The sequence below is a fragment of the Flavobacterium sp. LHD-80 genome (assembly GCF_030929605.1).
Taxonomy (GTDB): Bacteria; Bacteroidota; Bacteroidia; order Flavobacteriales; family Flavobacteriaceae; genus Flavobacterium.
The window spans coordinates 472,446-499,281 of record NZ_JAVFVS010000001.1 but is presented as its reverse complement, the minus strand read 5'-3'; the positions used below and the strand labels follow the sequence as shown (position 1 = coordinate 499,281).

Genomic DNA, 26,836 nt, shown 5'->3' with positions numbered 1-26,836 from the left:
TTTACAGGCTAATTTACGCATTTAAGTTTTTAAGAGACATACAAAATAACTGTATTTAACCGTTGAGTCCAATTAATTCAAACACATAGAAACATAGGTTTAGGAGGCGCAAAAAAGGCGTTTCACTTGTTTTTAATAAACATAGTTTGGCTATGTGTTAGAAACTGGTTTCTTTTTACACTCTTTTCTACAAATAAAATCTATGTTTCTATGTGTTTAACAAAACCAAATACCCCAATGGATTGAGCTGTATTTATCAATCATTTAATTATCACAAATAGGATTAGCAATGCAAAATTTCTTTAGTTAATTCCTGCCCTTATTTACAAAAAACGCCTTACTTTTAACGTTTCAAAATATCCAATCAATTTTACCATTGTGACAAAAGACACTATCATACAAAATATCAAAGCTTTAAAAAGCCATTCAAACATAAATTACGGAATCAAAACTAAAACAGAAGATTTTACCGAGAAGCTTTTTTATACTCTTTTTGATTCGAATGCCGCTTTAGACAAAAGCATTGACGATCTCGAAATTCGTTTTAAAGAGATTGCAGTTTTGGCTTGTCAAAAACCAGAAAACTTATGCGAATCGATTTGGGACAGATTTCTAGAAAAACTTCCGGGCGTTTTAGAAAAATTAAATGAAGACGCCGCTTATATTTTAGAAAATGACCCAGCATCAAACAGTATTGATGAAGTTTATTTGGCTTATCCGGGTTTTTACGCTATTGCTATTTATCGATTAAGCCACGAATTATATTTGCTTGATTTATTGCTGTTTTCTAGATTGATGAGTGAATACGCGCACCGAATTACGGGAACAGATATTCATGCTGGAGCTAAAATTGCATCGCCATTTTTTATTGATCACGCAACGGGTATCGTTATTGGCGAAACTACAGTTATTGAAAAGCATGTAAAAATATATCAGGGCGTTACACTTGGCGCTTTGAGCGTAAGCAAAGAAATGAAAAACGCAAAACGTCATCCAACTGTAGAAAAAAATGTCTGTATTTATGCTAATGCAACCATTTTGGGCGGAGAAACTATTATTGGAAAAAATAGTATTGTGGGCGGAAATGCTTGGATTACAAAATCGGTTCCTGCAGATTCTATCGTTCTGAATACCACTACAACAGAAGTTAAAATAAAAGAAAAAAAATAAAATGAGTCCACAGAAATTGCTTAACCTAATTGGAAATACTCCATTGATGGAAACTGTCAATTTGGTTAAAAATAAAAACGTAAAACTTTTACTGAAACTTGAAGGAAATAATCCTGGCGGAAGTGTAAAAGACAGAGCGGCATATAATATGATTGCATCCGCTTTAGAAAGAGGCGAAATTAAAAAAGGTGACAAACTGATTGAAGCAACCAGCGGCAATACCGGAATTGCTCTGGCGATGATTGCGCAATTGTTTCAAATTGAAATTGAATTGGTTTTACCTGAAGATTCAACAAAAGAACGAACTCAAACCATGCGTGCATATGGCGCTACAGTGATTTTAACGCCTGCCGAAGAGGGAATTATTGGTTCTAGAGATTATGCCGATAAAAAAGTAGCAGAAGGTGGTTACATCATGCTAAATCAATTTGCCAATGATGACAATTGGAAAGCACATTATAAAACAACTGGCCCAGAAATCTGGAATGATACCGAAGGAACTGTAACGCACTTTGTTTCGGCAATGGGAACTACAGGAACAATCATTGGAACTTCGACTTATTTAAAAGAAAAAAATCCAGCGATACAAATCATCGGCGCACAGCCAAGTGATGGATCTCAGATTCCGGGAATTCGCAAATGGCCACAGGAATATTTGCCAAAAATATTTGACGCTTCAAAAGTTGACACCGTTATCGATGTTAGTGAAGAAGAAGCTCGAGCAATGACAAAACGTTTAGCGCTTGAAGAAGGTGTTTTTGCCGGAATGAGTAGTGGCGGTTCTGTTGCCGTTGCCCTAAAAATCGCCGAACAATTAGAATCGGGAGTTGTGGTTGCAGTGATTTGTGATCGTGGCGATCGTTATTTGTCTTCAGATTTATTTGATTGATAAAAAAGATGCTAAGGTTCTAAGCCACTAATATGCTAAGATTTCAAAAAAATAGTTTCTTAGAACCTTAGCAATTTAAAAAAAACTTAGAATCTTAGCATTTCAGAACCTTAGAACCTCAAAAAAAATGCTCTACAGAAAACTAGGAAAAACAAACTTTAATATCTCAGAAATCTCACTTGGAACTTGGCAAGTTGGAGGAAAATGGGGATCAGGATTTGATGACAAAACAGCCGATGCTCTTATAAACACAGCAATCGACAATGGTGTTAATTTTATTGATACTGCCGATGTCTATGAAAACGGTTTAAGCGAAACTGCGGTTGGACGTGTAGTACGCTCAAGATCAGAACGAATTTATGTCGCTACAAAATGTGGGCGATTTATTAATCCGCATGTGAATGAAGGTTATCAGCCAAAAGTGCTTCAGAAATTTGTTGAAGACAGTTTAAAAAGAACTGGACTGGAAGCTCTTGATTTGATTCAGTTGCACTGCCCTCCTACTGAAGTTTATTATCGTCCAGAAATTTTTGAATTATTTGATCGTCTAAAAGATCAAGGGAAAATCTTAAATCTTGGCGTAAGCGTTGAAAAAGTAGAAGAAGCTTTAAAAGCCATCGAATATTCAAATGTTACTACAGTTCAGATTATTTTTAATTTGTTTCGTCAGCGTCCTTCGCAATTGTTTTTCTCTGAAGCAAAGAAAAAAGATATCGGAATCATTGCACGTGTTCCTTTAGCAAGCGGACTTTTAACAGGTAAATTTGATTCAAAAACTACTTTTGAACCTCAAGATCATCGTAATTTTAATCGTAACGGAGATGCTTTTGACAAAGGCGAAACCTTCTCAGGAATTGATTATGAATTAGGTCTAAAAGCTGTTGAAGAACTAAAAGCTTTATTTCCAGAAAATCCAAATCTTGCTCCTATTGCGTTGCAGTGGATTTTGAATTTTGAAGAAATTAGCTGTATTATTCCAGGCGCTTCAAAAGCAGATCATGTTTTATCTAATTTATCTGTTTATGATCTTCCTAAAATAAGTCCAGAAAAAATTGCTGCAATGAATGCGATTTATGAAAAATACATAAAACCATCTGTTCATCACTTATGGTAGCTTTCTGAGATACTAAGCTTCTGAGATTCTAAGGTTCTAAGTTTTTTTTCTTAGCATCTCAGTACCTTAGAATCTTAGAATCTTTTTTTTTACGCAACCTTTTTTGAATTCACACATCTATATATAAGACTAACCTTCAATCATTAACCATGAAAAAATTAAGTTTTATATTCGCTATTCTTTGTCTAATAATAACTTCTTGTAGTAGCGATGAAAATGAAGCTCAAGAAAAAAACGCTCAAGAATTAGAAAGAATGTATCAGGAAATTGTAACGCTTTCGAAGGTAAATTCGGAGGCTTGTACTGATTCTAAAGATTGGGATTTCACTGCAATTGGTGCAAAAGCTTGTGGCGGACCAGAAAAATATATTGCTTATTCTAAAAAAATAAACACAGCCGAATTTCTGGCCAAAGTAAAAACCTATACCGAGGCAAGAGCAGCATTTAATGTAAAATGGAATATTATGTCACCCTGTGATGTTGCCATACCTCCAGCTGGAGTTGGTTGTGCTGAAGGAAAACCAGTATTACTGTGGAATGTAGCTTTATGAGACGCTCAGTTTCTGAGATACTAAGATGCTAAGGTTCTAAGATTCTAAGTTTTTTTTTAATCTTAGCACCTCAGAACCTTAGAATCTTAGAACCTAAAAAAAAAAACTAAAGATCAAATTCAATCTTGAACTCGGCTCCTTTGTTCTTGCCTTCACTTTCAGCGTTCAAAGTACCTTTATGACGTTCGATTATTTTTTTGCATAAATAAAGACCAATTCCGGTAGACAATTCATTTGCAGTGCCTAATCGGCTCATTTTGGTGAATTTTTTAAATAATTCTTCAATTTGGTTTTTATCAAACCCAATACCTTTATCAGCAACGATAATCTTTAATTTCGAATCTTCACTGTAAATTTGGACTTTGACTTCGCTGTCAAAATAAGAGAATTTTATTGCGTTGCTTATTAAGTTTACCAAAACCTGAACCAGCAAACCTTCGTCGATTCGCAGTTTTGCTTCAGATGCATCTAAACTTATATTTAAGGTAATATTTTTATCTATTAATCGCTGCTCAACCTGTTCGTTGATAAAAGGCACAATATTGGTAAAAGCGATCGTTTTAGCTTCTGGATTAAGTTTCACAACCTGATCCTGTTCTTTCAGCAATTTAATAAAGTTTTCAATGTAGCGAAATTGCAAATTAGTCGATTCGCAAATTAATTCAGCCAAATGTTTAACCGATTCTGATGGATTTTCGCTTAAAATCAATTTTGCCAGTCCCTGCGGATTTCCTGCGAAATTTTTTAAATCATGCGAAAGCATATAAATCAAATCCTGTTTTTCATTTATAAAACTTTCAGACTCATATATTGATTCCTGAATATTGCACATCAATAATCCTGCTTCATCAGTATATTCTGTAGGCAAAACCGAAAGTTTTCGATTATTTCTATAATCATCCAGCGATTTTGAAGCAATAGATATTGGCATAATCAATTGATTTAAAACCAGCAATGTCACTGCGGTAGCCAATAATGTCATGATTATTGCAAAAATAATAACAGAGGCAACAGAAATATTGTACGATGAAAAGAGTACAAAAAGCAGAATACCAATTAATGGGATATGGATTCCTATGAATGCAACAAATAAAAATTTAAAAGCATAACTTTTTTTTAGAAAACTTATTTGTGACAGATTATGATATAACTTCATAAAAAAATAACAATACTATAGATTAAAAACGTAGCACTTGGGACAATTGTTAAAAAACAAAGTTAACTTTTAAACTCAATTAATCTGTTAAATTACACAATTTGATAAAATATTTTGAAAATTAAATTTATAAAAGTTTACAAACCCTTATTTTTGCGCTATGGGAAGAAAAAATACAGACAAAGTTGTCTTTCATCAAATTGAAGTTTTAGACGCAGGAGCAAAAGGAGTATCAGTAGCAAAAGCTCCTGATGGAAAAGTAATCTTTATTCCAAATGTTGTGCCCGGCGATGTTGTGGATGTACAGACATTCAAAAAAAGAAAAGCATACTACGAAGGAAAAGCCGTGAAATTTCACGAATTATCTAAACATCGTATTGAACCAATATGTGATCATTTTGGTGTTTGTGGCGGATGTAAATGGCAAAATATGAAATACAGCCAACAGCTGTATTACAAACAAAACGAAGTAAAAAATCATTTACAACGAATTGGAAAAGTTGAACTTCCAGAATTTGAAGATATTTTAGGTTCTGAAAAACAGTTTTTCTACAGAAATAAAATGGAATTTTCTTTTTCAAACAGCCGTTGGTTAACTGAAAAAGAAATTGGAAGCACAGAAGATTTAGGAAACAGAAACGCATTAGGATTTCATATTCCTAAAATGTGGGATAAAATTTTAGACATTCAAAAATGTCATTTGCAGGAAGACCCTTCAAACGCAATCAGAAACGAAATTAGAGATTTTGCTAATGAACATAACTTGGCTTTCTTTAATCCGAGAGAACATTCTGGATTATTGAGAACCTTAATGATTCGCACTGCTTCAACGGGCGAAATCATGGTTTTGATTCAGTTTTTTGAAGATGACAAAGCAAATCGCGAATTGGTTTTAGATCATTTATATGAGAAATTTCCGCAAATCACTTCATTGCAATATGTTGTAAATGCAAAACAAAACGATACTATTTACGATCAGGATATCAAACTTTACAAAGGAAGAGATTATATCTTAGAAGAAATGGAAGGTTTAAAATTCAGCATCAATGCTAAATCATTTTACCAGACAAACTCAGATCAAGCTTACGAATTGTACAAAATTACACGTGATTTTGCTGGACTGACAGGAAACGAAACGGTTTATGATTTATATACAGGAACTGGAACTATTGCTCAGTTTGTTTCTAAAAAAGCAAAAAAAGTAATTGGTGTAGAAAGTGTTCCTGAAGCCATTTTAGATGCTAAAGCAAATGCCGAACGCAATAATATTACCAATTGCGAGTTTTTTGTTGGAGACATGAAAGTGGTTTTCAACGAAAGTTTCATTGCACAGCATGGCAAACCAGATGTTATCATTACAGATCCGCCAAGAGATGGAATGCACGCATTAGTAATCGATCAGATTTTAAAAATTGCGCCTAAAAAAGTAGTTTATGTAAGCTGTAACTCGGCTACACAAGCACGTGATTTGGCTTTGATGGATGAAAAATACAAAGTTACTCGTGTACGTCCGGTTGATATGTTTCCACAGACGCATCATGTCGAAAATGTTGTACTTTTAGAACTTCGCTAATAAAATATAAATGAGAAAAATAATTTCAGTTTTACTGCTTTTTACTTTTGGCTTGTCAAGTTGTGAAAAAGATGATATCTGCGATCCAGATACTCCAACAACACCACGATTAGTTATTGAATTTTTTAACGCTGACAATCCTTCAGTTGTAAAAGAAGTTACTAATCTAAAAGTAATTGGAAAAGGCATGACCGAAGGAATTGTTTTTAATGAAAATGCAACTGGCGAAGCAAAATATCTTGCAAATGGCAGTAAAATTGCGATTCCGTTGAAAACTAATGAAAATTCAACATCTTATACTTTTATTTTAGACTCAGGCAATGATAATCCCGCTGCAATAAATACAGACGAAGTGCTATTTAATTATTCGCACCAAAATGTATATGTTTCAAGAGCTTGCGGTTTTAAAACCATTTTTGATCTTGATCCGCTTTCAGACGGACTTCCGCCAACAGCGCCATTTATAAAAACAGATCCAGATTCTAAAGGTTTCTGGATGAGTCAGATCTATGTAAAAAATTATAACATTGAAACAGAAAATGAAACACACATTCAAGTATTTTTCTAGTTTTTGCTTATTGTTTTCAATGTTTTTGGCTCATGCTCAAGAAACGCCGACAACTACAATAACCAAAGAAATTGTTCCTGAAAAACCAAAAACAGAAACTGTAACGAAACCTGCATTACAGGAAGTAAAAGCCGATAGTATAAAAACAGACCGTTACGGACTTCGTGTGGGAGTTGATTTGTACAAACTGACTCGTGGTCTTTATGATAAAGATTACAAAGGAATCGAATTTGTTGGTGACTGGCGTTTGACAAAAAAATACTGGTTAGCAGCCGAACTTGGTTTTGAAGACAAAACAACAGACGACGACAGATTAAACTCAACAGCGACAGGAACATATATTAAAGGAGGTTTTGATTACAATTTGTACCAAAACTGGCTTGATATGGGAAACTTAATCACTATTGGTCTTCGTGGTGGTTTTAGTACTTTCAGCCAAGAATTAAATAGCTATAAAATATACAATCCAAATCCGTATTGGGGTGAACAACCCGCAATTACAGAACATCAAAAATACAACGGACTTACAGCTGGTTGGATTGAAGTTGCAATGGGATTAAAAGCAAAAGTATTTAATAATGTATTTGTTGGGTTTGGTGTACAATTGAAAATGCTGGTTGCAAATGCAAAACCAGATGGTTTTGATAATCTATACATTCCAGGTTTTAACAGAACGTATGACGGAAGTTTCGGAATTGGTTTTAACTACACTGTTTCGTACTTCATCCCTATTTACAAGAAAAAAACGGTTATTCCTGTTCCAGATAAGAAAGCACCTAAAAAATAAGGAAATACCAAAAAATAAAAAAACACGAACTCATAATTTTGAATTCGTGTTTTTTTTTATTTCTAAATCAAGACAGCTGAAAATTTACTGCCGCTTTTGAATGTATCAATGTTGTATCAAAAACCGGAACTGAAATGTCTTCTGGTTTTATTACTAAAGGAATTTCGGTACATCCTAAAATAATTCCTTCGGCGCCATTTTTAATTAATTCGTTTGAAATTTCAAGATAGCGCTTTTTAGTTTCGTCGCTTACAATTCCTCTTCCTAACTCTTCAAAAATGGTATAATGAATAAAATCTTTATCACTTTCATCAATCGGAATAATTGCTTCAATTCCTTTTGCTTTTAGTTTATCTTTAAAGAAATCCAATTCCATTGTAAACTTGGTTCCTAACAAACCCACTTTTTTAATCTCTTGTTTCTGAATTTCAATAGCTGTTTCAGTTGCAATATGAATTAGAGGCAAGTCTATAGCTTCTTGAAGTTTATCAGCAATAAGGTGCATTGTATTGGCGCACAAAACAATCGCTTCTGCCCCGCCCGATTTTAAAAATTCACAGCCTTTAAAAAGCATTTTAAACGTCGAATCCCAATCATTGTTATCGTTATTTTTTTTGATGTCGGAATAATTGAACGAATAAACCAAACATTCAGAGAAGTTCAAACCTCCCATTTTTTCATTTATTCCCTCATTAATAAGCTTATAATAATCAGCAGTTGAAACCCAGCTGATACCGCCAATAAGTCCAATTTTCCTCATAACACCGATTAAGAATTTATCCGATTTCTTTAATTCCTTTTACGAAAATCCATTTCATAAAAAGCTTTTCACCATCTTTAGTTTTTACTGCCTGGAATTTAGGTCCAATAAGAGTTGCGATCACAAAAGATGTCAATGGAATCCAAATTCCTGTTAACCCTGTGTATTGCGCAATAATAAACCTTCCTGCAATAAATAGAATCGCAAATGTTCCTAATTGGTATAAAAAAGCTCTTACTTGTAGTTTTGTCATTTTTTTTTTTAGGTTCAAAGTTGCAAAGTGACAAAGGGGCAAAGTTTTTTTCTTTGCAACTTTGAAGATTTGCAACTTTATATTATTTAATTGACTTATCGTTTAATATTTTTTTATTCAAAACGGACAAAGCTGTAAAACCTCTGTTCCTTTGAACCTTTGTCTCTTTGTTACTTACTCAGAAACCTGAAATTTCGTTCTCTTGCTTCCTTCGTACATTTCGTATTTAACCAAACGTGCTTCAAGGCTTCCGTTGAAAAGTTTGATTTTTCTTGACGGTTTTAAGCCCACAAATTTCAAAGCTTCCAGATTTGCGGTTATGAACCATGCGTTTGTTCCTGGATAATTTTTCTTTAAAGTGTCACCAATATTCGCGTAGAATTTCTCCATATGAATATCCAAACGCTCATCGTATGGCGGATTAAAAACAATATGCAATTTTCCTTCAACTGCTTTTTCAGTATCAAAAAAGTTATCTTCAGAAACCGTTACATAATCTTCAAGATTAGCATTTCTAATATTGTCTTTTGCTTTGCTTACCGCACTTGGCGCTTTATCAAAACCTTTTATAGTATAATGAAACTCGCGAGTTTTTTTCATCAAACTTTCAATAATGGTGTCAAACAAATCATTGTCCCAGTCTTTCCATTTTTCAAAAGCAAATTCTTTTCTGTTGATATTCGCCGGAATATTGCAAGCAATCATTGCTGCTTCGGCCAAGAAAGTTCCAGATCCGCACATTGGATCTAGAAAATGGCTTTGTCCGTCCCAGCCTGATAATAATAAAATTCCAGCGGCTAAAACTTCATTTATAGGAGCAATATTTGTAGCTGTTCTATAACCACGCTGATGCAGTGAATTTCCAGAAGTATCTAAAGCAACCGAAACCTGATCTTTATCGATATGAACATTGATTCTTAAATCCGGATATTGTTTATCAATGCTTGGACGCTGGCCAGTTCTTTCTCTAAATTGGTCTACGATAGCATCTTTACATTTTTGAGAAACAAACTCAGAATGATTAAAATACGTCGAATGTACTGTTGCATCAATCACAAAAGTTTGATTCGCATTTAGCAATTTCGACCAGTTTATGCCCGAAATTCCTTTGTACAATGCTTGTTCATTGTTAGCTCTAAATGAATAAATTGGTTTTAGAACCTTAAGTGCAGTTCTAAGCGATAAATTGGCCTTATACATAAAACCTTTATCACCTTTGAAGCTCACCATTCTCACTCCTTTTTCAACATCCTGAGCACCAAGAGCACGCAATTCTTTCTCTAATATTTCTTCGAAACCAAAAAAACATTTGGCTATCATTCTAAAATTTTCTTCCATCTTTATTTTTGTATTAAAAAACAACCCCAATCACAGATGTATCCAAACGTTTCATTACGTATCGTCGCGAAATAGTTATTTTTCGGCAAAAATACACTAAATTTGCGGTACTTTGAATTAATTGAAATAGAATAAATGTCTGAAGCACCAAACTCATCAACACCAAATCAGGAGCGTAACACCGAAAACTGGTTCACTTCATGGTTTGATACTCCGTATTATCACATTCTTTATAAAGACCGAAATTACAGAGAAGCTCAGATTTTTATGGATAATCTTACTCATTATCTAAATCTTCCCGAAAAAGCAAAAGTACTTGATCTTGCCTGCGGAAAAGGCCGTCATTCTATTTATCTAAACCAACTTGGTTTTGATGTTTTAGGCGCCGATTTGTCTGAAAACAGCATTGCTGAAGCCAGCAAAAACAGCAACGATTCGCTACATTTTAAAGTACACGACATGCGCGAACCTTTTGAAGAAAAGTACGACGCTATTTTTAATTTGTTTACCAGTTTTGGCTATTTCGAAAGTGACGATGACAATCTTACGACTTTAAAAGCAATCAAAGAAAGTTTATCTGAATATGGTTTTGCCGTAATTGATTTCATGAATGTGACTCAGGTAATCGAAACTTTAGTTCCCGAAGAAGTTAAAACCGTTGACGGAATCGATTTTAAAATTAAACGATACGTTGAAGATGGACATATTTTCAAAGAAATTGATTTTGAAGATCAAGGACATCAATATCATTTCACTGAAAAAGTAAAAGCCTTAACTTTAAAAGATTTTCAGGATTTAATGGATGAAGCAGGAATTTATCTTTTAGATATTTTTGGAGATTACAAACTCAAAAAATTCCATAAAACCGAAAGCGAACGATTAATCATGATTTTTAAATAGGTTTAATTGGTAAACCGTTTATTTGTTTAACCGTTAAACCGATTAAACAAATACAACGATTAAACGATTAAACAACAAAAAACGATTAAACAAAAAGATGAATTATCTACTACCCTTATTTTCTGTACTTTTAGGATATGGCGTGGCTTTGTTTTTAAAACCAAAAAACAAAACCAATTTAAAGTTATTACTTGCTTTTAGCGGTTCATTTTTACTTTCATTAACCGTAATGCATCTTTTGCCAGAAGTTTACGAATCGCACAATCATAATATTGGTTTGTTTATAATGGTCGGGATTTTGTTCCAAATTGTATTGGAATTTTTCTCAAAAGGAGCCGAACATGGACACGTTCATGGGCACGCAAAAATGTCTCAAATTCCGTGGCTTTTATTTATCAGTTTGTGTATTCATGCCTTTTTAGAAGGTTTTCCGGTAAGTCATCATCATGATTTAGCGGTTGGAATTGCCATTCATCATTTGCCAATTGCTGTGATTTTAACGACATTCTTCATCAATGCCGACTTAAATAAAAAAGCCATTTTTGCCTTCATGCTAACTTTCGCAATCATGACGCCGTTAGGCACAATCGCATCAGAATATTTACCCATTTTAAACGAATATTACACAGAAATAACGGCAATCGTAATTGGAATTCTATTCCATATTTCCTCAACAATTATTTTTGAAAGCAGTGAAGGACATAAATTCAATATCGCCAAAGTTTCGATGATCGTTCTCGGAATTTTATTAGCTTTCTTTTTATAATTAGGGCGTGTCAGTATTTAAGAAAAGGCCCAATCAACTTTGCGTTCATTGGGCCTTTTCTTAAATACTGCCGGGCTATCCGCGCTACTTCGGTAGCTTACTCCTATCCCTCACGCAAAAAACGTTTCAGGTTTTACAATTAATAATTAACAATTCACAATTATCAATTCCCCGCTCTCTTCTTCTCGTCCTGATTTCCAAAAGCACGTTCCTTCACGTTGATTTTGTTGTTTCCAAAATTATAAACCACTGTCAATCGAGCAAAACGGTTGCTTTCGTTTTGACTGTAGACTTGTTTTACACCATTTACAACCGACACATCATTTTTTAAATACGATGTATTAAAAATATCATTGATCAAAAAGCTAATCTGCATGGCTTTATTTAAAAAATCTTGTTTAAAACCAAGGTTTAAACTAGACGTATATCCTGTTTCATACAAACCACTTTTATAAGGAGCTGTGTAATTAAAATCAACTTGCAATTTACTTGACTTGCCCAACGAAAATGTATTATTTGTCGAAAAATCAAATTGAAGACCATTTACAGGCGTTGCATTAATATCTTTTATGAATTTAATATCAGAGCCTGAAACATACACTGAATTCTCACTCTGCCACCAATCTGCAAAACTCGCAGAATAAATCTCTCCAATTCCATAATTTAGACCTTTAAAATAATTTTCTCGCGTTACAATCTGTGTCAATGTTTCCGGATTCGAAGTAAATATTACGCCATAACCATCTGTAATATAATTTGCAAAAACACTGGTTCGTAATATCTTTTTATACGAATATGCAAATTCAAAATTGTCACTAAAAGAAGGTTTTAAAAACGGATTCCCTTCTGAATAACTATTGCTACTAATATAAACTCGAAACGGATTTAGTAAAGAAAAACTTGGCCTGCGAATTCTCTTTCCGTAATTTAAACTAAAACTATTGTTTTCATTTCTTTGATAAGAAGCAAAAACAGTTGGAAACAATTTAAAATAGTTATTTATGGTTTCCTGATTTAAAGTTTTAGAAAAACCGTTTGTCTGTGTGTTTTCCAATCGTAATCCCAATTGAAGATTCCATTTTTCATTGATTTTTTTATCTCCGCTAATATAAATCGCCTGATTATTTTCAGTGTATGTAAATTGATTTGACTGATTTGTGTCTAATATTGGAGTTCCAGTAATAGTATTATAAAAAAGGGCATCGCTTTTACTGTTTGTAAAACTCGCTTTTGCGCCGTAAGATAAATTCAACGCTTGAAGCGGATGCTCCATATCAGCCTTAAAACTAAAATTATCAATATCCTGATTCGAAATATTGCGTCCTGATTGATTGACATCAATAAAACTTCCATCAGGTGCATAATTGTTCGCAACAAATTCCCTGTCAAATTTTGAATTGTAATTAAAGAAATCGACATCAAAAGATAATTTACGGTTTAATGGATCAAGTTTAGTAATCAAATGCAAATTATAGGTTTCATTGCCCGATTCTCTATCCAAGAAACTTTCATTAAGGATATAATTATTTAATTCATTTTGCGCATTATAATTATCAATTCTAATATCGGTGTTAAAATCAGGATTACTTTTATCTTTTAAAAATTGAAACCCGATGGTCATTTTATCTGAAAAATCATAATCTAAGGCTATTTTTCCCGATACATTATCTTCATCTAATTTTGTTACTGCCTTCATTTTTGAAGGACCTTCAACGAAATACATATCCAGATTTTCTTCAATATTTCTATAACCCGTTTTTCCATTAATACTAGCCGAAAACCTAAACTTGTTTTTATTATAAAAGAAGTTATTTCGTAAAGCAAAAATCCCATATTTATTTTGATCATAAGACGCTGTGGTTGTATTTTTCCAAGAGTCACGAGCACCTTTTTTCATCACAATATTTATTAGTCCACCAGTTCCGTCAGCTTCATATTTTGCTGGCGGATTGCTTATAATTTCGATGTTTTTAATATCACTTGCCGAAATAGATTTCAAGAAATTATTCAATTCTTCACCCGTTAATTCAATCATTCTGCCATCTATCATAACACGAGACGTTCCTTTTCCTAAAATATTGATCGCATTATTTTGAACCACAACACCAGGAGCCGTATTTATGGCGCTCAAAGCATCGCTACCAACATTTGTAACATTATTTTCAAGATTGTAAACCAAACGATCTGGTTTCTGTTCGATTGTTTTCTTTTTTGATTGAACAACAACTTCTACCAAATGTGTTTCACTTTCTTTCAAAATGATAATTCCTAAATCAGTATCTTTTTCTACTGAGATTTCTTTTTCGAAATCTGCAAATCCTAAAAGAGTTATTCCAATTTTATAATTTCCTTTCTTAAGATTGATTTCAAAACTACCATCTTGTTTGCTTGTTGTCCCATCAATTATTTTTCCTTCTGAATTTGAAATTGAAATATCTGCCCATTCTAATGGTGATTTTTCACTTGAAATTTTTCCTTTTAATTGAAATGATTGTGCTAAACAAAATAATGGTAATACTAAAAAGATAAGGAGGTTTGCTTTTTTCATGATTTCTAATTTTAACTTGTTCGATTAATTTGAAGCAAAGTTGCCTTAGAAAATCTTCCTGTGCGACCGACAAAAAAAGTCGAACCATTTTCTACAAAAGAAATTGGTTCGACTTTATCAGGTTTCAAGTACGACTTTTTACAAAGCCTTTATTATGAAGCGTTTCGGTACGCTGTTGGTGTCAAATTAGTATACTTTTTAAAATAAGTATTAAATGATGATTTTGAATTAAAACCCACTTCATATAGTATTTCTAAAACGGTCAAATCACTTTTTAAGGGATTTTTTAAAATACTCATGGCTTTTTGAATGCGATATTCATTCACAAAATCAAAAAAATGCTGATCGATATGATGGTTAATCAAAATTGACAAATCCCGAACAGGAATATTTATTTGGTTAGAAAGTTCCTGAATGGTAAGTGACGGATCTAGAAAAGGTTCTTTTTCGATCATGTATTGTTTCAAAACAGCGATTTTAGTTATAACTTCTTCGTTTTGATTTTCTTCTACTTCAACAATACTTTCATTATGTTCATGAATAATATCTCTTGCTAATTGCAGTTTTGAATCAATTCCTCTAAAAAGTTCAGGATGATTCAGCGCTTTTAAAACAAACCAACAGGTTATTGTTAAAACGAAAACCTGCATTATTATATTTGCCCAAATCCATAATACTTCAAGGTCAATAAATCGTAAAGCATTCTTGGCTATTGATAAATAATACAGCACAAAAAGTACCGTTGCTATTTGAAATAACCATTTAAAAATAGAAGTTTTAGGATTGGCGTAATTTTCCTGATAAAGCGCTTTATATTTTTTTAAAACTGAAAACACAGCATTGCTATAAACCACAATTTGAAAACCCAACATGAGCTGGAAACAATACAATTCGGGCATTTGACTGCGGTGATCATAGAATTGTATTTTTTCTGCATCATTTAAAAAGTATAATCTGAGCAGATAAACTGCATTTGTAATTAAAAATGGAAGAGCATGAAGCAAATGTTGAGGCTTCAGTCGAAAATCAGTAAAACAAACGGATAAAATATACAGATAGAAAGTAGGAATGATCAAAGCGCACGTACTCCATCTGAAAAATTCAAAATTAAAATGACGTCTGATAAAATCTTCGTTAATAAAAATTCCAGTATTATCAATTGCAAAAAATATCAAATAGCACGCAAACAGACGATTTGCTAATTTATTCTCGGTTTTTACTGTGAATAGAAAAAATGCCAGCAATAAGGAAACAAAAACTGACATCCCGCTCAAAATACTTAAAAGACTGGCTATATCCATTATTTTTTTGGTTATTTAAATATAATATTTTAGTTCTTTAGTACAATGCATTTATTACGAAGCATTTCGGTAAGCTGTAGGCGTTAGATTAGTATATTTTTTAAAAGAAGCATTAAACGAAGATTTTGAATTAAAACCAACTTCGTATAAAATTTCTAGAACCGTAAGATCACTTTTTGACTGATCTTTTAAAATATGCATAGCTTTTTGAATGCGATATTCATTCACAAAATCAAAAAAATGCTGATCCATTTTATGATTAATCAAAACAGATAAATCCCGAACTGGAATTTCAATTTGATTGGCCAATTCCTGAATCGTAAGCGAAGGATCGAGATAAGGTTCCTTCTGTATCATATAATTTTTTAGCTCTGAAATTTGAGTAAGAACAGCTTCATCTTGATCATTTACTGTTTCAACTATATCATTATTTTCTTTATTTTCCTTTGGAAGAAAGTCTTTAGTTAAAGTCAATCCGGAATTAATTCCTCGAAAAAGCTCTGGGTGATTTAATGCTTTCATTACAAACCAGCATATTACGCTTAAAGCCATAATTACCATTAAAACATTTCCCCAAAGGAAAGTATCTCTTGAAGCAGTATAACGCAATAAATTCTTTGAAGCTGTAATAGAATGCATTACTATAAAAACACAATTCATTTGAAAAAGCCATTTGTAGGTCGAAGTACTAGGATTAGTATAATTTTCGAGATAGATTTTCTTGTATTTTCTTAAAATCAAAAATATACTGACAATATAAAACCAATATTGGCATTCGATTAAAATCTGAAAAAAATAAACTTCAGGCGTATTACTGAAATTCGCTAAAAATTGTAGTTTCTCAAAACCTGATTTTAAATAAAATCGGGGCATTAAAACTAAATTCATTACTATAAAAGGAAGCGTATATACTAAATGTTTCCATTTCAATCGAAAATCAGAATAACAGACTGCTAAAACGTACAGATAAATTAAAGGCATTTCTAGCAAACAAAATGTGCTTCTCAAAATTGTTAAATACACGTATTCATCTGGAAATGAAAACTCAAGAAGCCCGCTAAAATCAATTGCTGAAAAAGTTATAAAACAAGCAAATAATCGATTTGCTAATTTGTTTTCTGTTTTTACGGTAAGTAAAAAAAGTGCAAGCAGTAACGAAATAAAAACAGCAATACGAGCAACGCCATCCAAAAAAACTAACTTATCCATTTATCTTTTTAATATTTAAACAAATATAATATTTTAGTTCTTTTAACAAAGATGTAACAAAGGATTCGCATGATACTAAACAAAACTTAAAACTTTGTGAGTTTGTTTAGTAAATTTCGCGATTGAGAGAAAAAAGATTATTTTTGCCGAGTCTAAATAACTGATGAAAATGACATTTACCAAAACGACTGAGCTAGCATCAAAGTATGAGCATTTAGAAAAAATGTCTGTTCATGAATTGTTAACCAATATTAATCAAGAAGATAAAACCGTTCCTTATGCGGTAGAAAAAGCTTTACCTCAAATAGAAGCTTTAATTCCGCAAATAGTCGCTAAATTAAAATTAGGAGGCAGGCTGTTTTATATTGGAGCAGGAACTTCAGGAAGACTTGGCGTTGTTGATGCTTCGGAGTGTCCGCCAACATTCGGTGTTCCTTTTGATTTAGTAAACGGAATTATTGCGGGCGGGGATACAGCCATAAGACGTGCTGTAGAAAATGCTGAAGACAGTACAACAAATGCTTGGATTGATCTTCAAAAGTATAATATTGACGCTAATGATGTTGTAATTGGTATTGCGGCATCTGGAACGACTCCATATGTTATCAGCGGTTTAGAAACTTGCAATCAAAATAATATTGTTACCGGATGTATTACTTGTAATGCTGGAAGTCCGCTGGCATTAACGGCTCAATTTCCTATTGAAGTTGTAGTTGGTCCAGAATTTATTACAGGAAGTTCTAGAATGAAAGCCGGAACGGCTCAAAAACTGGTTCTAAACATGATTTCAACCGCAGCAATGATTCAGCTTGGAAAAGTTAGAGGAAATAAAATGGTCGATATGCAGTTGAGCAATGTAAAACTGGTTGATCGCGGCGTAAAAATGATTATGGACGAAATTCCAGTTTCATATGATGAAGCTTCAGAATTGTTACAAAAATACGGCAGCGTAAGAAATGCTGTTGACAACTATAATAAGTAAAAGGTTTTTATACAGTTTGTCATTTCGAGAAACTTGAAACTAAAAAAACTTGAAACCTGAAACAAATTTTAAAACATGGCAACAAATAAAGAATTACTAGGAAAAGGAATTAAATATCTAACAGGTGCATTGCCTCTTATGTTTATTGGGCCATCGTTAATTTATAATGCTTTTATGAATCAACATACAAACTGGCATTACCTTGTTTTAGGAATTGGGATTGTAGCTTGTTTAAGCTCAATGTTTTTAATTTTTTACGGATTGAAAATCATAATGAAAGGCTTGTTTAATGACTAAAATAACTCATTAGGCAAACCCTGACAGGTTTTAAAAACCTATCGGGTTTAATGAGAATCTACAATTCAATTTTTTTAGCAAAAAATAAAATGGAAGACATAATCCACATTCAAAAAACATTCGAGAAAGTTGTTTACATCGATAAAAAAATAAACAATCGGGAGTTTGAAGATTGTGTTTTTAAAAACTGTGATTTTTCGAATAGTAATTTTAGTTCGAATAGCTTTTTAGATTGTGAGTTTATCGACTGCAACTTATCAATGACAAGTTTAGCGGGAACAAGTTTGAAAAATGTCACTTTTAGGAACTGCAAGCTTCTCGGAATTGCTTTTAATGAATGTGATGATTTTTTATTTCAGGTTCATTTTGAAGAAAGCGTTTTAGATTACGCCATCTTTTCGAACAAAAAAATGCCAAAAACCAAGTTTATTGATTCATCTGTTCGCGAAGTAACTTTTGTTGGAACTAATTTAACAAGCTCTGTTTTTGATAATTGCAATCTTGAAGGTGCTATTTTTAATGAAACCCAATTGGCTGGAGTCAACTTTAAAACAGCCTACAATTATAAAATTGATCCCGAATTTAATCCGATGCGAAAAGCACAATTTTCTAACGAAGGAATTGTTGGGCTTTTAGATAAGTATGACATTAAAATTGTTTAATTATGGAAGCAACTGAATCATATTTAGAAAGCATTAAAAAGCAATTTTTATACTATAAAATGCTGGGCGAAAAAGCGATTGACCAACTAGAACCGGATCAGCTTTTTATCTCTTTTAATGACGATACAAACAGTATTGCTACAATTGTAAAACATATTTCAGGAAATATGCTTTCGCGCTGGACAGACTTTTTAACTTCTGACGGAGAAAAAGAATGGCGAAATCGTGATGCCGAATTTGAAAATGATTTAAAATCTAAAGATGAAGTTCTCGAAGTTTGGAACAAAGGCTGGAATGTTTTTCTTGACACATTAAATAGTTTAAAACCAGAACAGCTTTCGGAAATTATTTATATCAGAAATGAAGGCCACACAGTTATTGAAGCTATAAACAGACAATTGGCACATTATCCTTATCATGTTGGTCAGATTGTTTTTTATGCCAAACAATTAAAAAATAGCTCCTGGGAAAGTTTATCGATTCCAAAGAATAAATCCGGAAATTACAATGCCGAAAAGTTTGCCAAAGAAAAAGAAATTAAGAACTTTACTGACGACGAATTAAAGAGATTGAAATGATAGAATATTATGCGAATTTTGGCGGGACATGTTGGTGGATCTTAATTAAATTCTGTAAAACAAATTTAACTGAAGAGCAGAGTTCTAAAAACAAAAAACGGAATTTGCTCTTTTTAATTTTTATAACTCTTGTAATTTTCTTTTTGTTCTTTAATTAAAAAAGAACTTTTGGAAACTAAAGCCCTAGCCCTGATTGAAATGATAAAAAGCTGTAAGCCTTAAGCTATACGCAATAAGCAAAACTACTTATTAATTAAAGCTTAAAGCATAATGCCTAAAGCTTAAAGCATAAAAAAATGAAAAAAATACTATTCCTTCTTCCGTTAATTGCATTAGCATCGTGTTATAATGCCGAACATAACTGCAAAGATTTTAAAAACGGAAAATTCAAGTTTGAAACCGAAGTAAACGGCGTAAAAAAAACAACTTTTTTTGAGCGAAAAGACAGCATTGAAATTGAAACTTTTGAAGGGAAAACAGATACAGCAACGGTACGTTGGGTAAGTGACTGTGAATATGTTTTACAGAAAAAACATCCAAAAAACATGGCTGAAGAAAAAGCAATCAGCATGAAAATTTTAACGACTTCGAAAGATTCCTATACTTTTGAATTTGGTTTAGTTGGTTCTGAAGAGAAACAACGCGGTAAAGTTTTTAAAGTTGAGTAAAAGTCAAAGTCCCAATTTGGGGCTTTTTTTTATGATATGCCACTAAGACACAAAGTCACAAAGATTTTATACCATTACGCAAAAAACTTTGTCACTTTGCACCTTTGTTCCTTTGTCCCTAAAAAAGAAACGTGTTTATTTTACGTTTATATTTTTAAATAGTATTTTAGGACTTTAATCGAATCAAATGAAAAATACCATTTCGCAGAGAGTTGCCGACTTTTTAAAGAATTATCCGCCGTTTAATTTCCTACATGCAATGGATCTCGAAAAACTTTCGGAGCAAATTTCTATTGTTTACAAAGAAAAAGATGCCGTAATTTTTGCCGAAAATGACAAAACGCATGATTCTTTTTATGTAGTTCATAAGGGAGCAGTTGCTTTGAAAAAAAGCACAAAAAATACGGTTTTAGACATGTGCGATGAAGGTGATATTTTTGGACTGCGTCCGCTTTTAGCACAGGAAAATTATATTATGGAAGCTGTAGCGCATGAAGAAACGATTTTATATGCCATTCCTATTGCTGTTTTTAAACCGTATGCGCTTGAAAACAGAAATGTTGGTAATTTCCTGATTGAAAGTTATGCCTCTAATACTCGAAATCCTTACTCCGATATTCACAAAGATAAATTGTATGGCGATGATGTGCTTCATGAAAATCTTCATTCAAGTAATCATTCATTTGATTTAGCTCCAATAAAATATTCTAAAAAAATAGTTACCTGCAGTCCGTCAACAACCGTTAAGGAAGTAGCTAAAATTATGAATAAAAAGAAAGTTGGAGCCATTTTAATCGTTGATGAAATGCTTCCGATTGGTATTTTGACAGATAAAGATCTTCGAAATAAAATTGTTACAGGAGATTTTCCAATAACTACAACTGCAGAAACAATAATGACGAAACCTGTGATCACATACTCTAAAAAGATGACGGTTACAGAGGCCCAAATGGCGATGATGAAAAGTAATATCAGTCATTTATGCTTAACAAAAGATGGAACTGTGAATACCAAAGCTGTTGGGATTTTATCGAAACATGATGTTATGGTAGCACTGGGAAACAACCCCGCAGTTTTGATAAAGGCTTTAAAACGAACCAAAAAAATCAAGGAAATAAAGCCAATTCGTACCAGAATAATGCAATTACTTCAAGGTTATCTGGATCAAAATATTCCGATGACATTGATTACGAAAATCATAACAGAACTTAATGAAGCTTGTACAACTCGTGTTATTGAAATTTGTTTAGAAAAAATGAGCAGTCCGCCACCGGTAAAATTCGCTTGGTTGGCGCTTGGAAGCCAAGGAAGAGGTGAACAAATGCTTCATACCGATCAAGATAATGCGATTATTTATGAGAATGTTTCGGAAGTTTTTAGAGACGAAACAAGAATTTACTTTTTGAAATTTGCTTCTCTTGTTAACAAAGGACTTTTTGATATTGGTTATGATTATTGCCCCGCCGATATGATGGCATCCAGTCCAAAATGGTGTATGAGTCTGGATGAGTGGAAAAGTCAGGTTCATCATTGGATTACCAACCCTGGAAAAAATGAAGTTTTACTTTCGTTTATTTTCTTTGATTATAGCATGACTTATGGCGATGCTGAAATTGTAAATCAATTATCAGATTCGATTTTTGAAAATGTAAAAGCAAATCCTATTTTTTATATGCATTTGGTAAGTGGCGCATTGCAAAGTCCATCTCCTACTGGATTCTTTAGACAATTTTTGGTAGAACAAGACGGTGCCAATAAAGATACTTTTGATATTAAAAGAAGAGCATTAATGCCTTTAACCGATGCAGCGCGTGTTTTAATTTTGTCACATTCGGTCAAATCTATCAGTAATACAGCCGAACGATTTGAGAAATTGGCCGAATTAGAACCAAAAAATCGTGAATTGTATTTATCGTGTTCGTATTCGTTTAAAGCTTTATTGAAATTTAGAACCAAGCAAGGTCTTTTACATCATGATTCTGGGCAGTTTATTGCTTTGGAGTCACTATCAAAAATGGAAAAAATTAAGTTGAAACGCACTTTTAAAACCATAAAAGAATTGCAGGAACTTATCTCAGTACGTTTCAATATCTCAAATCTGGTATAATCATGAGTTTATTCAATTTTTTCAAGAAAGAAGAAAATCTTTTTGATGAAAGCGTCACTATCGAAAACACTCGATTTGTAGTTTTAGATACAGAAACCACTGGATTTGACTATGAAAATGACCGAATATTATGCATAGGCGCATTGGTTCTTCAAAACGGAATTATTTCTGTTCAAAATAGTTTTGAAATGTACATTGAACAAGATCATTATGACAAATCAACAGCACAGATTCATGGCATTTTAAAAGCATTTGTGGTTCATCGACCTAGTGAATTAGAGGCTTTACAACAGTTTTTGGCTTTTTTGGGCGATTCTATAATTATTGCACATCATACTATTTTTGATGTTACAATAATTAATAAAGCTCTCGAAAGAAACGGTTTGCCAGAACTCACCAACAAACGGTTAGATACAGCCTATTTATATAAAAAGACTTTGATCAAGTCTCATTTATTCGAAAGAAAAGATCATTATACTTTAGACGATCTTGCAGATAAATTTGATATTTCTAAAAAAGACCGCCACACCGCTTTGGGCGATGCATACATAACAGCAATTGCCTTTTTGAAAATTGTAAAAAAACTGAAAGAGAAAAAAGAAATTAATTTGAATTATCTGTTTAAATAAAAAAACTTGACTATTAAAAGTCAAGCTTTCCTAATTTTTAATTATCAATAAATAAGCGATACGGAAAGACATTTGAAGATCTATTCTTTAAATTCTTCATGAAACTATCACATAGATAGTCCCACTCTGAGTTCGATAAATGCGTTTTTTCCTCTGCGTTTGATTTAATAAAAATATCGACCGTTCGGCTGAAACCAGCTTTTACAGAAATTTCTTTTCGTGTTCCTTTATCAATTCTGATATCTTCAATTGAATTTTTAAAATGGTTAAATCCACCGGAATTCCTGCGGGAAAGCTAAATGAAGAAGAAAAGCAAAAACTAAGCAATATTGAAGAAGTTTTAAACCAAAGAGTTATTGGTCAAGATCATTGTATTGCAACCGTCGCGGAATCAATTTTAGAATCAAGATCAGGATTAAGCAAAGCAGGCCAACCGATTGCTTCGTTTTTTTTCCTAGGACCAACAGGAACAGGTAAAACAGAATTAGCAAAATCTTTAGCCGAATTTCTATTTCAGGATGAAAATGCCATTATCCGTTTTGATATGTCTGAATTTAAAGAAGAACATTCAGTTGCATCTCTCCTTGGAGCTCCGGCGGGGTATGTCGGTTATGAAGAAGGTGGATTGCTAGTAAACAAAATTAGACAAAAGCCCTACTCTATTGTTTTATTTGATGAAATTGAAAAAGCGCATCCTTCCGTTTTTGATGTTTTCTTGCAGATTATGGATGAAGGAAAACTGCATGATCGTTTAGGAAAAGAAGGCGATTTCTCTAATGCAATCATACTTTTTACTTCAAATATTGGTGCAGATCATATTGTGAATACTTTCAATAACGGCGAAATTCCGACTTCAAATTCTTTAATGGAAATTATGGGAAATTATGGGAAATTATTTCCGACCTGAATTTCTAGGACGTTTAACTGAAATTGTACCCTTTGCGCCTATAAGTAAAGAAAATGCGTTGAAGATCTTCGAGATCCATCTTAAAAATGAGTTCATAGATTTATTGAAAAACATCAACATTCAAGTTGAAATTCCTATGGAAGCAAAAGTTTATCTTGCCGAAAATGGTTACAATGCCAAATATGGCGCAAGACCAATTAAAAGCATAATTAGAACACATTTAAGAAGACCTCTAGCAAAAAAAATAATTTCTGGAGAAGTACAAGACGGAGACACTATTTCGGTCCATATTGAAAATAATGAAGTCAAATGGGTTAAAAAGGAAGCACTCGCATCTATTGAAAATTAAATTCATAATTTCATAAAAAAAAAACGCTAAGAACTCAATCTTAGCGTTTCTATTTATTCCAAAACCAAACCTATCTGACCATCATCGTCTAATTCGGTTTCTACAGAATCATCATCTTCTGGCAATTCAGGTTTTTCAGGAACTTCTTCAACCGGTTCTTCATAAGGAAGCGGATCTAGCAAGTTTACCTGTTTTAATTTATCAGTCGTTAATTGATTCCCTAAAGCTTTAAAACCTTTTACGGCTATAAAGTCTTCTACGTCAATATGTAAATCTTCTTTTTGAACACCTTTTACTTTTGCAAAAACCAATTGCGCCACCGGACGATAATCAGTTGAAACAATTTCTAGTTGCGAATTAGGGTGATCTGTAATAAAGCTTTCTTCTTTTCCTTCATTTTCTATAAGGAAACGTTTCAAGAAATAACGCTCTTTTTCTCCATCATAGTAAATTGCAGAAATAGGTTTTTTAGGTTTCCATTTTTCCAAAACAATCATATCTTCCTCAAAGTGAGTCGACAATTCCGGAATAATTACTTTTAATTTACCACTTTGACTGATTACTAAGATTTTATCACTTGGTTTAAATTCCCCTAGCAATTCCCCTCTCGCATCAACATTTAAACGTTTTACGGTATCATCAAACCAAACTTTTCTTGGTAGTAAAGTCGAAATTCCTTTCTCTTTTAATTCGATTTTTTTGATTGGATATTTCGTAACCAAATTTCCTTTTGAAGCACGTCCTTTGATTGCTAATTTGGCAAAATCAATATCGAATTTCAATTTCTTAATCGTTCCAACTTGACGTAATAAAATAGTCACAACCTCAGCTTCTCCATTTGGGTTATGTGAAAAATAAACTACTTGCGAACCATTTGTCCCATTCGTTAAATCATAAGCTTTATCACGTGTAACTCCGGTAACATTAAAACGTTTTATATAGGATGGTCCTGATTTACCATCACGATACATCATGTTATAAATGGTACGTTTATCGTTTTTATCAAAAACAGCAACGTGTATAATATCTTTCCCAATAAAAGTCTTGGCATCGACTTTTGTAATCATCAATGTTCCGTCACGTAAAAACACGATAACATCATCAATATCAGAACAATCCCCCACGTATTCATCTTTCTTTAAACTGGTTCCAACGAAACCTTCTTCGCGATTTACATATAGTTTTGTATTTCTTAAAACTACTTTCGTAGCTTCAACGTTATCAAAAACACGAAGTTCTGTCTGACGTTCACGACCTTTTCCGTATTTCTCTTTTAATTTGGTAAAATAAGCAATCGCAAAATCTGTTAAATGTTCCAGATTATGCTCTACTTCTTTCATTTCTTCTTCTAACCTAGAAATCAATTCATCGGCTTTATCAGAATCGAAACGCGTAATACGAATCATCGGGATTTGAGTCAAACGCTGTAAATCTTCGTCGGTAATTTCTCTGACGAATGATTTTTTGAAAGGCTCAAAACGATCGTATAAATATTTGTAAAGTGATTCTCTATCTCCGTATAATTTGAAGTCAATATACATTTCTTCTCGAATGAAGATCTTTTCCAAAGTAGAAAAATGCCACTTGTTTTTTAATTCTTCTAACTGAATTTCTAATTCCTGACGAAGCAAATCAACCGTTCTGTGCGTTGAAATTTTCAACATTTCAGAAACTCCGATAAATAATGGTTTGTTGTCTTCAATAACACAACCTAGAGGCGCTACAGAAGTTTCGCAAGCTGTAAAAGCAAATAAAGCATCAATAGTTTTATCTGGTGAAACGCCAGGGAAAAGATGAATTAAAATCTCAACATCAGCAGCGGTATTGTCTTCAATTTTCTTGATTTTGATTTTACCTTTATCATTGGCTTTCAAAATACTGTCAATTAGAGTCGATGTATTGGTAGAAAACGGAATTTGCGTAATCACCAATGTATTCTTGTCTAATTGCGAAATTTTAGCACGTACACGCACGCGTCCGCCACGAAGTCCATCATTATAATTTGACACATCGGCGATACCTTGCGTCATGAAATCAGGATATAATGTAAAAGGTTTTCCTTTTAAAATCTTGATCGAAGCATCAATTAACTCATTAAAGTTATGAGGTAAAACTTTTGTTGAAAGTCCAACCGCAATACCTTCTGCTCCCTGAGCCAAAAGCAATGGGAATTTTACTGGAAGATTGTTTGGTTCTGCACGACGACCATCATACGAAACACCCCAATCTGTAATTTTTGGAGAATACAAAACCTCCAAAGCAAATTTAGATAAACGTGCCTCAATATAACGCGAAGCTGCTGCTCCATCGCCCGTTAAAATATTCCCCCAGTTTCCTTGGCAATCAATCAATAAATCTTTTTGACCAATTTGCACCATGGCGTCACCAATACTCGCATCTCCGTGTGGGTGATACTGCATGGTGTGACCAACAACATTGGCAACTTTATTATAACGACCATCATCCAACTCTTTCAAAGAGTGCATAATACGACGCTGAACAGGCTTAAATCCGTCTTCGATAGCAGGAACAGCACGTTCCAGAATTACATACGAAGCATAATCCAAAAACCAGTCTTTGTACATTCCGGTTACTTTCGTAATAACGTCTTCGCCTTCTTCTTCTTGATTTTCGTAAAAATGCTGTCCTTCGAAATGCTTTGCATCTACATTTATAATCTCATCTGAATCCTCTTGATTTTCATCAAATTGATTCTCATCTTGATTATTCTCGTCGTCGTTTGGAATTATGTTATCGTCTTCTTCGTCTTTCAT

At 33.1% G+C, this 26,836-nt stretch carries 24 protein-coding genes and 1 pseudogene; 17 read left to right on the top strand and 8 right to left on the bottom strand.

Going from position 1 to position 26,836, the window contains the following annotated elements; all coding sequences use genetic code 11:
- Window positions 1-378 precede the first annotated feature (378 nt).
- From epsC to RB619_RS02110, 4 genes are all read left to right on the top strand, one after another.
- A complete protein-coding gene (epsC, locus tag RB619_RS02125; RefSeq protein ID WP_308093563.1) occupies window positions 379-1,170 on the top strand; it encodes a serine O-acetyltransferase EpsC in 792 nt (263 codons plus the stop codon).
- A gap of 1 nt (window position 1,171) precedes the next feature.
- The gene (cysM, locus tag RB619_RS02120; RefSeq protein WP_308093561.1) at window positions 1,172-2,059 is read left to right on the top strand and encodes a cysteine synthase CysM; all 888 of its coding nucleotides are present in this window, start codon (window positions 1,172-1,174) and stop codon (window positions 2,057-2,059) included.
- A 127-nt stretch (window positions 2,060-2,186) separates the two neighbouring features.
- The gene (locus RB619_RS02115; RefSeq protein ID WP_308093559.1) at window positions 2,187-3,173 is read left to right on the top strand and encodes an aldo/keto reductase; all 987 of its coding nucleotides are present in this window, start codon (window positions 2,187-2,189) and stop codon (window positions 3,171-3,173) included.
- Window positions 3,174-3,322: 149 nt separating this feature from the next.
- A complete protein-coding gene (locus RB619_RS02110; protein WP_308093556.1) occupies window positions 3,323-3,724 on the top strand; it encodes a hypothetical protein in 402 nt (133 codons plus the stop codon).
- A 106-nt stretch (window positions 3,725-3,830) separates the two neighbouring features.
- On the opposite strand, the gene RB619_RS02105 is transcribed toward RB619_RS02110, so the two are convergent.
- On the bottom strand, window positions 3,831-4,706 hold the full coding sequence (locus RB619_RS02105) for a HAMP domain-containing sensor histidine kinase (protein ID WP_308093554.1): 876 nt from the start codon (window positions 4,704-4,706) through the stop codon (window positions 3,831-3,833).
- Between the two features lie 334 nt (window positions 4,707-5,040).
- On the opposite strand from RB619_RS02105, the gene rlmD reads away from it, so the two are divergent.
- Genes rlmD through RB619_RS02090 form a run of 3 tightly spaced genes read left to right on the top strand, consistent with a single transcriptional unit; the run spans window position 5,041 to window position 7,808 of the window.
- A complete protein-coding gene (rlmD, locus tag RB619_RS02100; RefSeq protein ID WP_308093551.1) occupies window positions 5,041-6,453 on the top strand; it encodes a 23S rRNA (uracil(1939)-C(5))-methyltransferase RlmD in 1,413 nt (470 codons plus the stop codon).
- A 10-nt stretch (window positions 6,454-6,463) separates the two neighbouring features.
- Window positions 6,464-7,021 carry a DUF6452 family protein gene (locus tag RB619_RS02095; protein WP_308093544.1) on the top strand — a complete coding sequence of 186 codons (558 nt, stop codon included), beginning with the start codon at window positions 6,464-6,466 and terminating at the stop codon, window positions 7,019-7,021.
- Window positions 6,993-7,808 carry a DUF6048 family protein gene (locus RB619_RS02090; protein ID WP_308093542.1) on the top strand — a complete coding sequence of 272 codons (816 nt, stop codon included), beginning with the start codon at window positions 6,993-6,995 and terminating at the stop codon, window positions 7,806-7,808. Before RB619_RS02095 ends, RB619_RS02090 begins: the two co-directional genes overlap by 29 nt.
- A gap of 67 nt (window positions 7,809-7,875) precedes the next feature.
- Here the strand turns inward: RB619_RS02090 and RB619_RS02085 are convergent, their stop codons facing one another.
- The 3 genes from RB619_RS02085 to RB619_RS02075 all read right to left on the bottom strand — a co-directional run bounded on the left by RB619_RS02085 (window position 7,876) and on the right by RB619_RS02075 (window position 10,159).
- Window positions 7,876-8,568 (bottom strand): aspartate/glutamate racemase family protein, encoded by a 693-nt coding sequence (locus RB619_RS02085; protein ID WP_308093539.1) that lies wholly within the window; start codon window positions 8,566-8,568, stop codon window positions 7,876-7,878.
- A 16-nt stretch (window positions 8,569-8,584) separates the two neighbouring features.
- Complete coding sequence (locus RB619_RS02080; RefSeq protein ID WP_308093537.1) at window positions 8,585-8,821, bottom strand: hypothetical protein; 237 nt, start codon at window positions 8,819-8,821, stop codon at window positions 8,585-8,587.
- 174 nt (window positions 8,822-8,995) lie between these two features.
- Entirely contained in the window at window positions 8,996-10,159 is a 1,164-nt protein-coding gene (locus RB619_RS02075) for a THUMP domain-containing protein (RefSeq protein WP_308093535.1), read from the bottom strand.
- A 135-nt stretch (window positions 10,160-10,294) separates the two neighbouring features.
- On the opposite strand from RB619_RS02075, the gene RB619_RS02070 reads away from it, so the two are divergent.
- Window positions 10,295-11,059, top strand: a complete 765-nt coding sequence (locus RB619_RS02070; RefSeq protein ID WP_308093534.1) for a class I SAM-dependent methyltransferase — start codon at window positions 10,295-10,297, stop codon at window positions 11,057-11,059.
- 97 nt (window positions 11,060-11,156) lie between these two features.
- On the top strand, window positions 11,157-11,825 hold the full coding sequence (locus RB619_RS02065) for a ZIP family metal transporter (protein WP_308093532.1): 669 nt from the start codon (window positions 11,157-11,159) through the stop codon (window positions 11,823-11,825).
- Between the two features lie 163 nt (window positions 11,826-11,988).
- Here the strand turns inward: RB619_RS02065 and RB619_RS02060 are convergent, their stop codons facing one another.
- From RB619_RS02060 to RB619_RS02050, 3 genes are all read right to left on the bottom strand, one after another.
- Entirely contained in the window at window positions 11,989-14,373 is a 2,385-nt protein-coding gene (locus RB619_RS02060; RefSeq protein ID WP_308093529.1) for an outer membrane beta-barrel family protein, read from the bottom strand.
- 152 nt (window positions 14,374-14,525) lie between these two features.
- Entirely contained in the window at window positions 14,526-15,674 is a 1,149-nt protein-coding gene (locus RB619_RS02055) for a helix-turn-helix transcriptional regulator (protein WP_308093525.1), read from the bottom strand.
- Between the two features lie 54 nt (window positions 15,675-15,728).
- Window positions 15,729-16,883 carry a helix-turn-helix domain-containing protein gene (locus tag RB619_RS02050; RefSeq protein ID WP_308093522.1) on the bottom strand — a complete coding sequence of 385 codons (1,155 nt, stop codon included), beginning with the start codon at window positions 16,881-16,883 and terminating at the stop codon, window positions 15,729-15,731.
- 169 nt (window positions 16,884-17,052) lie between these two features.
- Between RB619_RS02050 and murQ the strand changes: the two genes are divergently transcribed.
- From murQ to RB619_RS02010, 8 genes and pseudogenes are all read left to right on the top strand, one after another.
- Window positions 17,053-17,865, top strand: coding sequence for an N-acetylmuramic acid 6-phosphate etherase (gene murQ / locus RB619_RS02045; RefSeq protein WP_308093519.1), 813 nt, complete (start codon window positions 17,053-17,055; stop codon window positions 17,863-17,865).
- 75 nt (window positions 17,866-17,940) lie between these two features.
- Window positions 17,941-18,162 (top strand): DUF6095 family protein, encoded by a 222-nt coding sequence (locus RB619_RS02040; RefSeq protein WP_308093517.1) that lies wholly within the window; start codon window positions 17,941-17,943, stop codon window positions 18,160-18,162.
- Window positions 18,163-18,251: 89 nt separating this feature from the next.
- Window positions 18,252-18,824, top strand: coding sequence for a pentapeptide repeat-containing protein (locus RB619_RS02035; RefSeq protein ID WP_308093514.1), 573 nt, complete (start codon window positions 18,252-18,254; stop codon window positions 18,822-18,824).
- A gap of 2 nt (window positions 18,825-18,826) precedes the next feature.
- Window positions 18,827-19,402, top strand: a complete 576-nt coding sequence (locus RB619_RS02030; protein WP_308093512.1) for a DUF1572 family protein — start codon at window positions 18,827-18,829, stop codon at window positions 19,400-19,402.
- Window positions 19,403-19,698: 296 nt separating this feature from the next.
- On the top strand, window positions 19,699-20,070 hold the full coding sequence (locus RB619_RS02025) for a DNA topoisomerase IV (RefSeq protein WP_308093509.1): 372 nt from the start codon (window positions 19,699-19,701) through the stop codon (window positions 20,068-20,070).
- Window positions 20,071-20,257: 187 nt separating this feature from the next.
- Window positions 20,258-22,177, top strand: coding sequence for a DUF294 nucleotidyltransferase-like domain-containing protein (locus RB619_RS02020; protein ID WP_308093507.1), 1,920 nt, complete (start codon window positions 20,258-20,260; stop codon window positions 22,175-22,177).
- A 2-nt stretch (window positions 22,178-22,179) separates the two neighbouring features.
- Window positions 22,180-22,806 carry a 3'-5' exonuclease gene (locus RB619_RS02015; protein WP_308093504.1) on the top strand — a complete coding sequence of 209 codons (627 nt, stop codon included), beginning with the start codon at window positions 22,180-22,182 and terminating at the stop codon, window positions 22,804-22,806.
- Window positions 22,807-23,068: 262 nt separating this feature from the next.
- A pseudogene (locus RB619_RS02010) lies at window positions 23,069-24,062 on the top strand (AAA family ATPase); the annotation flags it as partial.
- Between the two features lie 53 nt (window positions 24,063-24,115).
- On the opposite strand, the gene RB619_RS02005 reads toward RB619_RS02010, so the two are convergent.
- Window positions 24,116-26,836, bottom strand: coding sequence for a DNA gyrase/topoisomerase IV subunit A (locus tag RB619_RS02005; RefSeq protein WP_308093502.1), 2,721 nt, complete (start codon window positions 26,834-26,836; stop codon window positions 24,116-24,118).